The sequence below is a fragment of the Clostridioides sp. ZZV14-6154 genome (genome assembly GCF_020657785.1).
Lineage (GTDB): Bacteria > Bacillota > Clostridia > Peptostreptococcales > Peptostreptococcaceae > Clostridioides.
The window spans coordinates 199,039-214,346 of sequence record NZ_JAGWCY010000003.1; the positions used below are offsets into that span (position 1 = coordinate 199,039).

Here is a 15,308-nt window from a genome sequence, read left to right on the forward strand (position 1 = left end):
CAATATTGTTATATTTGTCCAATTAATCCCGTACAAAGTATGCGAAATATTTTAGAAAACTGCAAGTATGCTTCATATGAGTCCTCATACTCAATGAGTATGTATTTCATACAATCTATTAACATATTAATTATCATTTTAGAATAATGAAAATCTTCTATGTTTAAATGCCATTGTAAATGCTTACATAAATCATTAATAATTCTTTCTTTGTAAACTACTAAATTAGTGCTTTCTAACTTAAGAAGAATAATCATATTTTTATTTAGAAAATATTTAAATCCACTTTTTTCTAAAAAGTTGTTTAAATCCTCTAGATATAGTAAAGCTGATTCCTTTGTTAACACTTTATTTTCTTCTAAGCAAATGTGCTTTGATAGATTTTCCTCAACTACATTGATAGTTGGCATTATTATAAATTTCAAAAGTGCTTCCTTATTAGGATAGTAATTATACATATTTCCAATAGATGTATGAGCTTTTTTTGCTATAGTTCTCATAGAAGAATTTTCATAACCTTTTTTTAAAAATTCATTTGTTGCAACTTCTGCAATTTTCTTTTTTATTTCTTCTTTTTTTATCTGCATCTTTAGTAATCCTCCTAGAAATATCATACTTGCAGAGAATAATAATTACAATGTATGTTCATTATTAAAAAACAGAACTTTAATTTTGTTCATTATTGAATTATGAAATAGAAAAAAGGCTCCCTAAAGAGCCTTTCCTGTTTTTATTGTTTAAATCTTAATATAAACGTTACTATTGCTTGATTATCTTAGCTACAGTTTCCACATGTGTAGAGTGTAAAAACTACTATGCTAGATTAGCCTATGATAGTTTTTAAAATTTTTAAATAACTAAGCTAATGGAAACTACTATACTATGCTACCCTCTATAGAATTTGTTATAAAAAACGATAGTTTTTAAAATGGTGGCAAATCGGTGGCAAAATACAGTTTGCCACCGATTTATTCATCATCTTTTAAATTTCTAAACTCTTCTTCTAACTTATCTAATTTCTCATCATCTAATTCTTCATCATCTTTACTATGTAATGCTGACATTAGACTTGATATTGAATTCTTATGTATATTCTTTAAAAATTCTTTCGTTTCAAACCTTAAATATTTTTTCTCTTTTACTAGTATATTGTAGTGTGTAAGTTTACCTATTTTCTCTGTACTTAAAAACTCCCTTCGCTCTAGCCTTTTTAAAACCGTGAATGTAGTTGATTCATTCCATTCGTATTTTTCTTCCATTGCGGCAACTAATTCTCTAGATGTTAATGCTTTGTTAGCTTCCCAAATATATCTCATAACTTTTAATTCCGCTTCTGGTAATTTACTAATTTTCATAGTACACACCTCCTTGTCGATTTATGTATAAATAAATTCTATAACAATAAAGTTTTACAAACAAGAGAATTACACCAAATATTTCCATCCAATTTTTACCAAATCATTCTTTTAAGTTTTTATAGTACTCTTCTAATGAGTCTAACTTCTCTTTACTTACATTTTTATGTGTAGTAGTAAGAGAACGTATTATTTTTCTGTTTTTGCTAGATTTTAGTACCTTTTTCTTAAAAGCATAATATTCTTTGTTATCTATTATTATTTTATAATGAGATTGAAATTTTATAATATCTCTAGCCAAATAACCTTTGTCAACTAGCCTTTTTAGTAGTATTTTTATTGTACTTTTATGCCACCCATACATCTGTTTTATATCAGTTACAATTTCTTTTTTAGACATTATAGAATCTTTTTTCCATAAATACTCCATAACTATTAATTCTGCTCTTAATAATTTTTCTATTAATATTTCTTCTTTCATCTTATGTCGCTCCCTCATTCAGTCTAACTTAAACTAATAATAGGAGCTTTTTAGCACAAAAACTACAGGTAAAATTTACCATATATTCTACTGTTTTAGTTTGTTTTCTTAGAAGAAAAATAACTTTCATATCTATAAATTTATTCAATTTTCAAACAATCTTGTTGAATAATAACTAATTCTATTGTATTATTTTAGTTGTAGAATAAAACTAAATTGGCAAAACTAGAGAAATTTAGTGACGCAAAGCTATAGGGACTAACGCTTATAAAATAAACTATGAGTTATGTCAGCCAGTTGCCAAAAAGATATTGTTCTTTTTGTTTTTATGAAAGTTTTTTAGGGGGATAATAATATATATGTTTAGAGATAAAATAGATAGATGTACACATATGTTGACTGCTTATATTGGTAGTTCATATGATTATTGTGATTTTATAGATACACAGCTAGATGATTTTATATTAGAGTACGGAAAAAATGTAGTAGAGCCTTGTTTGCACCAAGTTATGGTATTGGTAAGTAAGTATAATTAAATAAAATTTATTTTCTAGAAGAACCCTTTTTAGTTTTATCTACATTTAAATAGTATTGATAATTATATTGATATGACTGTAGTTTTCTTTATTTTGACACAGCACTTATATCTTTTCTAACAAGAAATATCATTTTAAATCATTTACAAGAATTATAAAATAATAGTATTCTTATCATTGAAAGTGATTTTTTTGTCTATATATGGTAAAATGTAGAAAATAGAAATCAATAAAACAAAAAAATTTACATATTATTTATTTTATACGGAGGTGAAATAAATGAAAAATAAAAAAGGGTTTACTTTAGTGGAATTATTAGTAGTAATTGCTATAATAGGAATATTGGCGATAGTAGCACTTCCAGCATTATTTAAAAATATAGAAAAAGCAAAGATAGCTAAACTTGAATCTGATATAAGTGCAATAAAAAGTGCGTCCCTTAGCTACTATGCTGATGAATCAAAATTCACTGATGGAAACAGCATATCATGGTCCAAAAAAGATGGAAAAATAATTATAAATGGAGGTCTTAAAGATGACCCATTAACAGATAAGATAGAGGGTCTAGGAATGCCTTACAATGGTTCGTACGTTTTATCATCTTCTGGTGGTCATGAAGGACACTTAGAATTACTTATAGTTCCAGATGGAGAAATAAGCAAAAGTGGTACAGATAAATTAGAAGACGATTATGGAAATTCAATAGAAATATACAACAATCAGGGAAGAATAACTATTAAAATAACTTTCTTAAATGGTGATAAATCAAATACTTAATGACATTGATTTGATAATTACAGATGAAAAAACAATGTTGTTTGGAAAAATGAAAAAAGCACTCCCCACCAAGAGAATGCTTAATTAACTATAGAAGTGTATTGGTAGTACACTTCTATTTTTTTATTATATCATAAATTATTGGTAGTTTTAAGTGAAAATGGAACTAATACAATCGATTTTAAGATAGTTTGAATAACTTCGTTGAGTAATTGATGCCTTTATATAAATTGATGTAAATTAGAAATAAAAAAAGCACCTTTTTAGGATGCTTGAAGGCTAAGTAAATACCTTATAGGATTGAATATTTTTTATTATATCATCAATTTTATTTTTATTGGATAATTTTAGTTCATATTATTATATGTTATTTGAATGTTTATCCAAAATTATGTATTATAGCAAGAGATATTTCCATTAATTTTTCTTCCTTGAAATTAATCAATAAATGTGAATTTTTCACACTTATTTCTTCTAATATTCTTCTAAATGATTCTACATATGAAGTTGTAATAATACTCTCTATACGCTCTCTAAGACTTTCATCAGTTCTATCTGTATTCATAATAAAGGCTTGTTTGTTTGATACATTATCTACATTTACTTCTTCTCTATAAATATCTAAAGATGAAATATCAGAATGCTCATATTTACTTGCATGTGTGTAATAAGCTAAATATAATTCTATTCCTACTCCTCCTATGTCTCTTGCCAAGTCTGTAATATTTAATAAGTGTTTATTTGGTCTAAAATTTTCATTTTGAATATTTGCCTCAATTTGGCCAATAGTTCTATTAATGTTATTTTCATTAATATCTAATAATTTACCTTCTTCGTGAAATTTTTTCATAAGATTTCTATTTAAAATATCTTTAACTTTTTTCCAATATTTTCGTTCTGCTAATAATGGCTGTATTTGATATTCTTTTAATCTAGATTTATCTTCATTGTCATTTAATAAATATTCTATTAAAAAATAATTATTAAGAACTGACCTTGCTAATATATATGCTTCTTCACACATATTATTATCTAATAATAATATTGTGCTTTCTATTAAATTATGTTGCTTTGCATATAATGTCATAACTTCTCTCAGATACTCATACTCTGAAAATATTACATGCGGACTCCCATTTTTTATTAAATTTTCTTCTACACTAGGCATTATATTTCTTATAAGTTTTATTTTATTCATCAATAATTCTCCTTTAGTTTTATTTTATATAATTATAATACTACATAAAAATTTAGATTTCATTTATTTATTCCTTAAATATTAACATTTCATATTTTCTTATATTGCTACTTTAAAATCGTTCGACAAATTGCTGATATAAACTCTTAAGTATGCTATAAATTAAAGTATATTATATATGAATTTATGGGGGATTTTATGAATTTGATAAGTTGGAATCAAAATAGAAAATTAAAAAAACGTTTTAAAGGAAATAAGAAAAATATAAAAAAATACCATGAATATTATATAAAAATATATAATCATTATAATGAAATTGAAACTGTAGATAGCATTCGAAAGATAGAAATCGAGCAGACTAGAATTCGAGGACAATTAGAAAAAAATAATAATCCTGGTAATGCATTGTATATAGCTCTAATTGCAATAGTTTTTTCGTTATTATATAATCTTTCATCTAATATTGTAGAATCATATTTATCTAACTTAGTATTTAATATCTTAAAAATTAAATGCCCTAATTTAGATTTACTTATTCAATTAATATGTATTATTATCTTTTTAGCCTATGTACAGTCTACTTCTTTAAGTATAGCCAAACCTTATCGAGATGATATACAATTTTATACTACTGCATTAGATGTATTAGAAGATATGAAAAAGAAAATACTTAGAGAAAGAAAGTATAAAAAAAGAAGGTAACAACTAACTCTAGTTGCTACCTTCTAATCTATCTATCAATAAAATCTAATGCTTTGTAAAGTGTGTCAAATCTATCATTGCCTTTTATCATAGTGTATTTTTCTTTAGTTATAGAACCTATCTTATTACATGCTCCACCACCTACAACATAAAGATTTTGCGTCTGGCCAGGTACATAATCTTTTATATCTCATACTCTACATTCTTCTTTCTTATAATTCCAACCAATAACCTCAGCTGGTATTCTGTCAACCTCTCCATCATAGACTATTGTGTATTTTATCATTTTATTCACTCCCCCACTACTTATATTCTTATTTAATATACCCTCAGCTATTAGCTTTGCAACTGTATTTTTATTTTTAATATAATAATCTGTATCTGCTTTACTATCTACAAAACATACTTCTATTAATATTGCAGGAGCTTTTGTATGACTAAGCCAGTAAAGCCCTCTTACATCCGATTTTGCACCTCTATTTTTAAATATTGTTGATAGTTTTTTGTTGACTCTTTCAGCATATACCTTACCATTATTAGTTTTGTATATTGTCTCTGTACCCATTGCGTTTAGTGTTGTTTTATTTGCGTTGAAATGGATTTGTACTGCTAAGTCTATATCTTGTTTATTGGCTATTTGACATTGCTCTGCTAAGTAATTACTAGATTTATCTACTTTTCCAGTATATACAGTAGCTCCACCTTGTTTCAACCATTTTACAATTAAATCAGTTAAAATTCTGTTTTCTTTTCCTTCGTCTATATAGCCAGTTGCTCCTGTTCCTTTTCCACTTAATGTATGTCCTGGTACTATTGCTATTTTCATTATTTATCACCATCCTTCAACTGTTTGTAAACTTGATTTGCTCCTATGGCTACTCCCCAACATAAAATACCTTGCAAGATTGAAGTTGGTTTAAATCCTAACATCCATATTGAAAATGTTATACCTAATACAAGCAATATAACTGGAATATATTTATTATCTAACTGTTTGTATTTCTTAAATCCAAATCCTAATACATTAAGAGCAACTACCAATAAAAGTAATTGCTCAGGTATGAAACTTATTAAATTATCCATTTATTTTCCTCCAATTCTACTTATAATTTCATCTATTCTGTGATGTGCTTGTTTTGTGCTTGCCTCTATTTTTACAACTCTTTCACTTATATCCAAAAAACTAGCATTAAACTTAGCTACATCATGTTTTATATCTCTTACATTCTCACATAAAAAAGTTATTTGTTGTTCTAATTTTGTAGTTGTTTCTGTTTCGTCTTGTATTTTTCTGTTTGAGTTGTTTTTAAATGCTAAGTAGGATATTATAACTCCTGCTACTGCACATAATAGATTTATGCTTATTTCTTCCATATACCCTCCTTATTTCTTACATAAAAAAGAACTTAGAATTGTCTAAGCTCTTTTTATTTAATTCTATTTGTATACAAACACCTATACTTGTTTTAATATCTTCATTAATCCCAATAAGTATTTACCATACGAACATTATAAGAATAAACATCAGACTTCTTTCTGCTAGGCGAATTTGTATAACCTCCTTGTATAACAACTCTCACAGAATCATTTTCATAAGTTAAGCTAAGAGTTCCATCACCATCATAAAATATTCTATAACTATTCAAATCTTTAGTATCAGTTTTAACATACTTAACACTTTTATGAATACCTGTGCTCATATCTCCTGGTGTAGTATAGTGAATAAAAGTAACATCAACATAGATACAAGTGCTTCTGCGAGTAAATGATGATGATGGATGATACATTCGAAAATCAACTGTAAAAGTATTTGGAGTACCTTTGCTATTCACTTTTGCAATATAAGGGTCTGACAGTTTATTACTAGCACTTTCAAGTTGAGTAGTTAATGTACCTATAGTATTTTTAAATCCAGTTATATAACTTGATAATTCTTGATAAGTATTTTCTTTTGTTGCAGGTAAACCAATGGTAGTTGCAATTAATTCTTTTCCTTTATTGGCCTCTTGGAAAAAATAATCTGCACCATCAAAATAATCTTTTACCTTTTCAGATAATTCAACAAATGTATTGTTCAAACTTGCATCTATATCCTTTAATGCTAATACATTTACAATACTTCTTTTTCCACCTTTTAAACCCTCTTTCATTTCGCTAACTTTTGTTGCTATGTCTTGTAGACTGGCATCATCACCTAATGGCATTATATTCTTGCCTATACTTACAACTTTTTCTGCTGTAGCATTAGTATTGTCTGTAACAACTATTTTAAGAGTGTGTAGTGCATTATCTTCTAATGTGTAGTTAATTGTTTTTTCAAGAGTTAAATCTGTTGTAATAGTTTCTTTTAATATATCATCTATAAATATTTCTATTTTTGTTAATAGTGTAGGGTCTGTGTGGTCTGCCTTAAATATTGCTTGTGTGGAGTTATAAGAAGATACAGTTAAAAAAGGTAATGATTGTAGCAATTCTATTTTGCAATAACCATTTATATAAGCATTTGCACCACCATTTTCATACCAAGAATTTTCAAAATAGTACTCAGATGTAGGAGTGTATGCAACAGGTTTATAACTAGATTTAGTTAATATATATCCACTTCCACCTCCTGAACCTTCAACTCCACAAGCACCACCAAACCAACCACCTCCACCTCCACAAAGGAAAGTATTACTATCATGAAAATCGCCTCCTTTACCAAAAGTGCCACTATATTTATTTTCTAGGCCCCTTCCTCCATCGAATTGAGTTCCTCCAGATGAGAAATTTACAGAAGAATTATACTGAGAATTATCACCATTTGTTCCTCCTCCATTTCCAGGTTTGCAAGAAGCACTAGTACGAGAACCCCCACCACCTGCAACAATTATTCTAGACAATAAACTTTGTTCATCATCCCAAGTACCCCCAATAAGCCTTACATCTGTAGCACCACCACCCCAAAGAGAATATTTTTTTCCACTACCACTAGCAAAAGCACCTTTACCTCCACCATTAAAACCTGTTCTATTATCAATAGTAGTCGTTGAATCAGCTTCATACCATCCACTTTGCCCAACATATATATATAATTTAGTATCTTTTTTTAAAGTCAAAGTCCCATAAACACGTCCACCTTTAGGAGTATTATTTTGATAATGTAATGCTCCACCACATGCACCATAACAAGTAATTCTATACTTACCAGGTTTTAATGTAATACTTTGTTCACTTCCTGTATAATTAAATTCATAAACTGTTGCCATTTAATCCACCTCTTTCTTAATTTATGGTTTTATTATACCTAATTTTAAAACTATAAACGTCTACAAAGTGTGGATGAAGTGTAGGCAAAATGTAAATGAATTTATATATTTTTAGAAATAAAAAAGAACCTATTTTATTGGTTCTACTGGTACTTCTTCTTTATTTAATAAACCCGTTAATTCTAAATATTGTTCCTCTGTAATTCTATTTACTGCATAAAATACATCTATCTTCTGTTGTAAATCCTCTTTAGTACTATAGTTCTTTTGTTCTATCATTAATTTTAATAAGTTATACATATCATTTCCTCCTATAAATTGTTATTTAATCTTATATTTTCTACTTCAAAGGCTGTGTTTACTATCTCACTATCTCTATTTTTATTTTCTTCTTTTAACATACTTAGTTCTTCTTCTAATGCTTTTAATCTCTTTTGTTCATCTGTCAAAATGACTTCTATATTTTTTAAAACAGGTTCTTTTGTGATTGGATTTATTGATTCTATATATTGTTTACTATAGTCTATACTTCCAAACTCAACATCTAAGTAATGCAATTCTGTTATTATATCATGTTCTAATACATCACCTGTTGCTTCACCTGTTTGTAGCCATATTTTACCTGACTGGTCATATATTATTCTATTAGCTTTATTCATAATTTTTAATTCCTCCTATTCAAAAACAAACCATTTAACCCATGTTGTAGCTCCAGTTATTTCAGGATGGTCATCTTTAATAACATAAACATCAAAAGAATTATTAAACATAATATTAATTGAAACTCTAAAATGAACTGTAACTCCATTTATAATTTTAAAAAAACTTCCACATGATGGACTAGATTGACTCCATGTAGCATTTTTGTAATAGATTGCTGTATCTATATTTGAACTATTATGCTGCCCTATGAAAAAAATTATTAAGTTTGGCTCAAAATCAACTTGATGATGAAATCTTAATGCACTAGGGTCAATAATAGTATCTGTACCACTTGCCCATCTTTTTCTTTGGCTTAACTGATTAGTTAATTCTGTTATCCTATTTTGCAATTCCTGCACACTAGCATCTCCACTATCAAAACCCGCCTTAATTTTCTCTGATAACTCCACAAGTGTATTATTTAAACTTGCTTCTATATTCTTTAATGCTAAAGTATTTATAATACTTGTTTTACCACTTTTGAAACTTTCTCCAATCTCTGCTAACTTAGTTGATATATCTTGTAAATTAGCATTAGCTGGTAGTGGCATTATACTCTTACTTATAGTAACAACTTGCTCATAAGTCATGTTATTAATATCTGTAACAACTATTTTAAGTGTATGAAGTGCATTATCTTCAAGTGTATAGTTAATAGTTTTTTCTAAGTATAAATCTGTAGTAAAAGTTTCTTTTAATACATCATCTATAAAACATTCAATTTTAGATAGTTTATTTTCTTCTGTATGTCCTGCTGTAAAAATAGCCTGTTCTGATGTATAAGAATTGATAATGAGAAAAGGTAATCCTTGCAATAGCGTTATTTTAGCTTTTCCGTCTTCTCCTGCAATACCTCCACCTATAGTTGTAACAGTATTTTCTAGCCAATACTCTTTTGTAGGGATATATCCAGCTGGTTTGTAGCTATTTTCTGTTAAAACATAGCCACTTCCACCACCAGCACCACCACCACTTCCTCCACCATACCATCCTCCTCCACCTCCTCCTTGCTTTGAATATTCACCACTGGATATTCCGCTTCCTCCTTTCCCAAATGAACCATCAGTTCCGTTTATGCCTTTCCCTCCACCTGTATTTGTTCCTCCCTTGCTGTATTCGGTGGAACCACCGTTGCTACCTCCACCATCTCCACCTCTAGTTTCAAAAAAATTTCTTCCTCCACCTCCTGCGACAATTATTCTAGATAAAAGACTTTGCTCATTATCCCATTGCCCTCCAACGAGTCTAATATCAGTCGCTCCTCCTCCATGGCAATAAACGGTATTTTTATTACTGTCACTTTCGTGTATTAGCGCCTTTCCTCCTCCATTAAACGGGGTTGAATACAGACTATGTCGACCACTATATCCAGCATAAACATGTAAGGTAGTTTCTTTTTTTAATGTAAGTTCACCTTTGCTATATCCTCCTTTAGAACGTAAATTAGGGTCAGCTATGCTACTACCTCCACCGCCTGCTGCTCCCCAACATTCAAGTAAGTATTTGCCACGTGGCAAAGTAACAGTTTGACCACTATATCTACTAATAAAATCATAAACTTTAGCCATTTCAACATTCTCCTTTCTATATAGGTAACATATTATTTATTGTATTTATGTTAACCCCATTAAATCCTTCTATCTTTGCAACCACTTCATCTATTGCCCCTTGCACAGTAGTAGCAGTAAGATTGCTTGTTGCATTATTATAACTTGTTTTTTCTGCTGTTGTTTCTATGCTATCTACACTAGTTTTAACCTCATTTAATGCACTAACAAGACTAGTTTTATCTGTTGTAGTGAGTTGTGTTGTATCCCCTATTTTATTGTTTAACTCTGTTTTAGCAGTTTCTATGTTGCTTGTTAATTCTGTTTTGGTTGTATCAATTTTAGTGTCTAACTCTTGTATGTCTTTTAAAGTTGCTAAAATTACTGTTGGGTCTACTTTCAAATTTACACTTGAAGTATTAGAAACTACTAAAATAATTTTTATAACTAAGTCTTTTACACTCCCCGAGTCAGCAGTTGGTTTGTACGTTTCTGGATATTTAGATACTGCAATTAGTTGTTCTTTTGAATCAAATATCCCTACTTCTCTTATCATAAAGCCACCCACACTACCTGGGATTACAGTTTCTATTACTATCCAGTTTGGATTTTCTTCGTCTATCTTTACATTATTTATAGAACCTTCCCAAACTACGTTTTTTAGAGAAGTTTGTTCTTCCGTTGGATTATATTCTGCCCCTGCTCCGTCACCAAGCTGTAATTTAACTAAATCTACTTTATTGCCTAAAGCTGTTGCATTTGCAATAGATGCCTTTCCTATCGTTGTCAAAAGTGTATAATATTTTTGTTCTGCCAACCTATACCACCTCCTGTCTAGGATATAATGTTACTTTTTCCATACTTCTGTCATTACCTGTAGTTATAGTCAATTCTCCAAAAGAAGTTATATCAGTTGGACTGTAAGGATATATAGTAACTGTTTCACCTGTATTCATTGTAGAACCTGTAAACATGTTATTTTGATTAAATAAAATCATTTCAAATTTGTGTTCAAGATGACATGGTTTTATTTCTTCTATTTTCTTATCTAATTCTAAAATAGTGTTATAACTACAATTATTTGTTATAAAGCTAAGTGTAAAACTAAATAGATTACTAAATACTTCTACATCAACATTAGTCTTTGTATAAGCCTCTCCTATAGCTTTTATAACTTCTATAGTAGTTGTACCCTTACCACGCATTTTCGCTTTTATATTACTTCTTCTATCTTCTATACTTAAATCAAATCTATTTTTAATAGATAAAATATTTTCCCAGTAATCAAGTCCCCAGGTGGCTGTATCAACAAAGAATTGGTCAAAAGTATCGTCATACGTTTCTCTAAGCGTCTCCAGTTCTATGTCATAAGCTTCTTGTATTTTTCTAGTAATATCATTGTTATAAAAAGAAGGTAGCTTATCAATTAATTTCATTAAACCACCTCGCTAAATTCTAAAGTTGTCACACTTGGTACTTTGTCCTCTTCAAATACTATATTTTCAGCTTTATTATTTAAAATTAAGTTGCTAAAGTCATGTAGACCTTCAATAGATGCAAGTATTGCACTTACTTTAGTGTAAATTATTTCTTTATTAACATTTATTAAATAGCCATTAATGCTTTCTAAAAAACTTTCTTTTACAAAATCTAGTGTGTATCCTGCTTCTAGTTTTATAGTTGCACTTATGCTTATATTAAGTGGCGAAGGTGTTGCGACTGTTAATGTACATCCTATTGGCATTTCTGCCTCGATATGTTCTCTACATTTATTTATTATTTCTTCTTCAACAGACTGATTATTTTGACCAAATAAAAGAACTTTAACCGTTCCAGAACCATTCCATCTTGGATATACCTTTGCATTATATACACCATCAACCTCTAAAGCCCATTCTTCATAATGAGCCTTATTTCCACTTGTAGCTTGATTTTTCTGTATTTTATAGAATCTCTCTTTTAATTCCTCATCTGTTTCTATTTCTGTACCACCTTGAAATGCTAAATTATTATAAATTCTTGTTACTCCAGCTATTTCGTCTTGTAACTTAAATTCAGTACTTGCAGGCATATTATATCTAATACCAATTTCTAAAGCCTGTACAGGGCTTGTATTTTGTTCGATTTCCGAACTAATTTCTATATCTTTGATTACTACAAATAATAACTCATTGTAAGAAATTATTGTTCCGTTTGGAATAATTGTTCCAGTTTTTCCTTCAAATATTACCTCACCTATTGCCTCTGTTCCAAGTTTTCTATATACTCCAAACTCATTTACTCTCTTATCAAGAAAATCATCGAAGTTATCTTCTATAAAAGCTTTCTTATGAAGATATGAAAGTTCTATATAGAATTTTGCTAATTCACTATTAACAGGAGATATCATATCACTTAAAAAAGAGCCTTCGCCCTTATAAACATTTAGGTCTATATTGGATAGAGTTCTGTTTTTAACAACATCATATGTTTGACTACTATACATTAACTTCCACCTCCCCATAAATCGTTGAAATTTGTATATCTACACTTAGTAAATCATCTATGAATTTTGTATTTGCAACACTAACATCTAATATATATGGATTAACTAATAAAGACTCTTTTATATATCTACTAGCTTCACTTTCTGTAAGACCTTTACTATATTTCTGCCCTATTAGTTCAGATAATTCAGTTCCATAGCCCCAGCTATAAATTTCATGTTCATACCTATTGGTTTTAATACATTTGTACACCCAAACTTTAATAGCTTCATTTCCTTCAACAATCTTAAAATCTCCATTTTCTAAAACAGGCTCATCTTTTTCAAAATTCCAAGCCACTTCACGAAAAATCGGTAATTCTTCAGTTTTAGGTAAGATATAATCCTCTGGAACACCTATAAAAGGAAATATTGTACTCATTATAAGCTCACCAACTTACTTACAACAGCAAATTTATCACCTATTTTAAACATTATAACCATGTTATCTTCCTCAAAGGTATCTATAAATGGATTTTTTACTTTATGTTGGTGTTCTTGATTCGTTTCTGTGTTAAATGTTTCTATCTGTCTATCAAGCATCCAACTATCTATCAAAATATCTTCTTTTTCTAATATGATGCTATTTGTCTCTATTTTTAAATCTGGTAATTTACTTTTAATTTTTCCAATAAAAAAAGAAGGTTGATTGTGATATTTTCCTTCTTCTCTTATTATTCCTATAAATTCATTGATTGGATTAGCCATTATCTCACCATCCTTTTATAATACTCTCCTAGCTGTATTAAAATCTTTTCTACTACTTAATTTTCGTATTCTAACATTTTTTCCAGTTTCTGGAGCCTCAATAAATTCTCCATTTCCAATATAAAGTGCAACATGACTTATCGGATTTTTAAAGAATATTAAATCTCCTGCTTGTAGATTATTTTTTTCTACTTTCTTGCCTTTAGTTGCTTGTTGTCTTGATGTTCTTGGCAGATTAACATTAACTTTCTTAAAGCAATATACCATCAATCCCGAACAGTCAAAATTACTAGGTCCATTTCCACCCCATTTATAAGGCTTCCCTAGATGTTTTTTAGCTTCTGCTATTACTGTACCTGCTTTTCCTGTTGCATTTGTATATCCTGTACCATCACCTATAATTATAGTTCCTTTTCTTCTTCCAAATTTATTGCATTCTTCTTTACTAGACATTAATATATCTATTTTATATACTCCATTAACTACTTTAATAGCTCCTCCACGGTCTGTAACTGTATATGTTTTCCCGTCTATTTTTGTCCCTGCACATTTTGCTTGAATTTTTGTCTTAAATTTAAGCTGTGAAGGTGCAGCACAAGTGTTATTGCTAGGCACAAGTCTTTTGCCGTCCATGGCTTGGTAGTAGCCACCTTCCATTTGATTATTAGATGGATAATAAGCTGTAAATTCTGCTTTTACTTCTTTACCATTTAGTGTACCATCTCCAAAAGCTGAACTTTCTTCCTTCTGTTCGTCCTGTCCTGCTGACTTTTCATCCATAAGATTTTGAAAATTTAAATCTAAATCTATCTCGTAATTTCCACTACTGTCCCAATTATGTTTATCTGTGTCTATATAAAATAGCCCTGTAAGACCTGTGTAACTATCCTTAACTTTTACACCTCTACCAGTTATACAACTTACATCACCATAACCTTTCAGGCTGCAAGTCTGCTCTATTCCTTTAAATTCACTTTCTATATCTACAGTACTATTTTCTTGTTGCTGTATAACCTTTTGCATTATTACTCCAACGTCCTTAAAAATCTCATCATTGACCTTTTCACTTATCTTGTTGCCGTACTGGTCTACTACTAAGACCTTGTTTTTTACATTCTCCATGCTCTCTGAAAAGCTCGTGTTAATAAGATTAACCCCTTCTTCAAACATAACATTTAGTGTAATAGTCCCTTTTTCAATAACATTAAATTTATCTACACTAGACTCTATCATATACTTTTTTTTAGTTGTCTTACTAGCTTCTGTATATACACTCATTATAGTGTCATATCCAGTTACACCAATAAACATCTTAGTGTATTTAACATTAGTTTTAGGTATATTTCCAATTGCAAGTTTATTATCATTAAAGACTTGTTTTGCTATATCTTCAACCAACTTATCTTTAAAGTTATATGATACCTCGCTTTGAGTAAGTAAAAAACCCATATCTTTAGATACAAAACTAATACTATTGTTACTAGAGTCTTTAGACCTATTAATTATCATTCCTCGATAGATTTCTTTATC

General features: G+C 29.2%; 19 protein-coding genes, 1 pseudogene and 1 riboswitch. Of the genes and pseudogenes, 3 read left to right on the top strand and 17 right to left on the bottom strand.

The genetic code is table 11. The features are described 5' to 3' along the window. Window positions 1-8 precede the first annotated feature (8 nt). From KGF45_RS10180 to KGF45_RS10190, 3 genes are all read right to left on the bottom strand, one after another. The gene (locus KGF45_RS10180) at window positions 9-587 is read right to left on the bottom strand and encodes a TetR/AcrR family transcriptional regulator (RefSeq protein WP_227840434.1); all 579 of its coding nucleotides are present in this window, start codon (window positions 585-587) and stop codon (window positions 9-11) included. A 381-nt stretch (window positions 588-968) separates the two neighbouring features. Continuing rightward, complete coding sequence (locus KGF45_RS10185) at window positions 969-1,355, bottom strand: BlaI/MecI/CopY family transcriptional regulator (RefSeq protein WP_227842470.1); 387 nt, start codon at window positions 1,353-1,355, stop codon at window positions 969-971. Between the two features lie 103 nt (window positions 1,356-1,458). Then, window positions 1,459-1,836: a BlaI/MecI/CopY family transcriptional regulator gene (locus tag KGF45_RS10190; RefSeq protein ID WP_227842472.1), complete on the bottom strand. Its 378-nt coding sequence runs from the start codon at window positions 1,834-1,836 to the stop codon at window positions 1,459-1,461. Between the two features lie 208 nt (window positions 1,837-2,044). Next, window positions 2,045-2,141, top strand: a riboswitch (cyclic di-GMP riboswitch). A 54-nt stretch (window positions 2,142-2,195) separates the two neighbouring features. Here KGF45_RS10190 and KGF45_RS10195 point away from each other — a divergent pair. Continuing rightward, window positions 2,196-2,372, top strand: a complete 177-nt coding sequence (locus KGF45_RS10195; RefSeq protein ID WP_227842473.1) for a hypothetical protein — start codon at window positions 2,196-2,198, stop codon at window positions 2,370-2,372. 279 nt (window positions 2,373-2,651) lie between these two features. Beyond that, window positions 2,652-3,149 carry a prepilin-type N-terminal cleavage/methylation domain-containing protein gene (locus tag KGF45_RS10200; RefSeq protein ID WP_227842475.1) on the top strand — a complete coding sequence of 166 codons (498 nt, stop codon included), beginning with the start codon at window positions 2,652-2,654 and terminating at the stop codon, window positions 3,147-3,149. A gap of 379 nt (window positions 3,150-3,528) precedes the next feature. Here KGF45_RS10200 and KGF45_RS10205 read toward each other — a convergent pair whose 3' ends face one another. After that, window positions 3,529-4,347 carry a DUF5677 domain-containing protein gene (locus KGF45_RS10205; protein WP_227842477.1) on the bottom strand — a complete coding sequence of 273 codons (819 nt, stop codon included), beginning with the start codon at window positions 4,345-4,347 and terminating at the stop codon, window positions 3,529-3,531. Window positions 4,348-4,545: 198 nt separating this feature from the next. On the opposite strand from KGF45_RS10205, the gene KGF45_RS10210 reads away from it, so the two are divergent. Beyond that, on the top strand, window positions 4,546-5,049 hold the full coding sequence (locus KGF45_RS10210; RefSeq protein WP_200807942.1) for a hypothetical protein: 504 nt from the start codon (window positions 4,546-4,548) through the stop codon (window positions 5,047-5,049). Between the two features lie 28 nt (window positions 5,050-5,077). On the opposite strand, the pseudogene KGF45_RS10215 reads toward KGF45_RS10210, so the two are convergent. The 13 genes and pseudogenes from KGF45_RS10215 to KGF45_RS10275 form a co-directional block, all read right to left on the bottom strand. Continuing rightward, window positions 5,078-5,875 (bottom strand): annotated as a pseudogene (locus tag KGF45_RS10215) (N-acetylmuramoyl-L-alanine amidase). After that, window positions 5,875-6,132: a phage holin family protein gene (locus KGF45_RS10220; RefSeq protein ID WP_227842478.1), complete on the bottom strand. Its 258-nt coding sequence runs from the start codon at window positions 6,130-6,132 to the stop codon at window positions 5,875-5,877. The pseudogene KGF45_RS10215 and the gene KGF45_RS10220 overlap by 1 nt, the downstream one beginning before the upstream one ends. Then, entirely contained in the window at window positions 6,133-6,423 is a 291-nt protein-coding gene (locus KGF45_RS10225) for a hypothetical protein (RefSeq protein WP_227842480.1), read from the bottom strand. It lies immediately after the preceding gene. A 104-nt stretch (window positions 6,424-6,527) separates the two neighbouring features. Next, window positions 6,528-8,297, bottom strand: a complete 1,770-nt coding sequence (locus KGF45_RS10230) for a glycine rich domain-containing protein (protein WP_227842482.1) — start codon at window positions 8,295-8,297, stop codon at window positions 6,528-6,530. Between the two features lie 129 nt (window positions 8,298-8,426). Next, window positions 8,427-8,597, bottom strand: a complete 171-nt coding sequence (locus KGF45_RS10235) for a hypothetical protein (protein ID WP_227842483.1) — start codon at window positions 8,595-8,597, stop codon at window positions 8,427-8,429. A gap of 11 nt (window positions 8,598-8,608) precedes the next feature. Next, window positions 8,609-8,956, bottom strand: a complete 348-nt coding sequence (locus KGF45_RS10240; RefSeq protein ID WP_227842485.1) for a hypothetical protein — start codon at window positions 8,954-8,956, stop codon at window positions 8,609-8,611. A gap of 15 nt (window positions 8,957-8,971) precedes the next feature. Next, entirely contained in the window at window positions 8,972-10,567 is a 1,596-nt protein-coding gene (locus KGF45_RS10245; protein WP_227842488.1) for a glycine rich domain-containing protein, read from the bottom strand. A gap of 16 nt (window positions 10,568-10,583) precedes the next feature. Beyond that, window positions 10,584-11,363, bottom strand: a complete 780-nt coding sequence (locus KGF45_RS10250) for a phage tail protein (RefSeq protein WP_227842489.1) — start codon at window positions 11,361-11,363, stop codon at window positions 10,584-10,586. Window position 11,364: 1 nt separating this feature from the next. Next, a complete protein-coding gene (locus KGF45_RS10255; protein ID WP_227842491.1) occupies window positions 11,365-11,982 on the bottom strand; it encodes a putative phage tail protein in 618 nt (205 codons plus the stop codon). Continuing rightward, on the bottom strand, window positions 11,982-13,031 hold the full coding sequence (locus KGF45_RS10260) for a baseplate J/gp47 family protein (RefSeq protein WP_227842492.1): 1,050 nt from the start codon (window positions 13,029-13,031) through the stop codon (window positions 11,982-11,984). Before KGF45_RS10260 ends, KGF45_RS10255 begins: the two co-directional genes overlap by 1 nt. Then, a complete protein-coding gene (locus tag KGF45_RS10265; protein WP_077710344.1) occupies window positions 13,024-13,452 on the bottom strand; it encodes a DUF2634 domain-containing protein in 429 nt (142 codons plus the stop codon). Before KGF45_RS10265 ends, KGF45_RS10260 begins: the two co-directional genes overlap by 8 nt. Then, complete coding sequence (locus KGF45_RS10270) at window positions 13,452-13,778, bottom strand: DUF2577 family protein (RefSeq protein ID WP_077710345.1); 327 nt, start codon at window positions 13,776-13,778, stop codon at window positions 13,452-13,454. Before KGF45_RS10270 ends, KGF45_RS10265 begins: the two co-directional genes overlap by 1 nt. 15 nt (window positions 13,779-13,793) lie before the next feature. Further along, window positions 13,794-15,287 carry an NlpC/P60 family protein gene (locus tag KGF45_RS10275; RefSeq protein ID WP_227842493.1) on the bottom strand — a complete coding sequence of 498 codons (1,494 nt, stop codon included), beginning with the start codon at window positions 15,285-15,287 and terminating at the stop codon, window positions 13,794-13,796. Window positions 15,288-15,308: the final 21 nt, after the last annotated feature.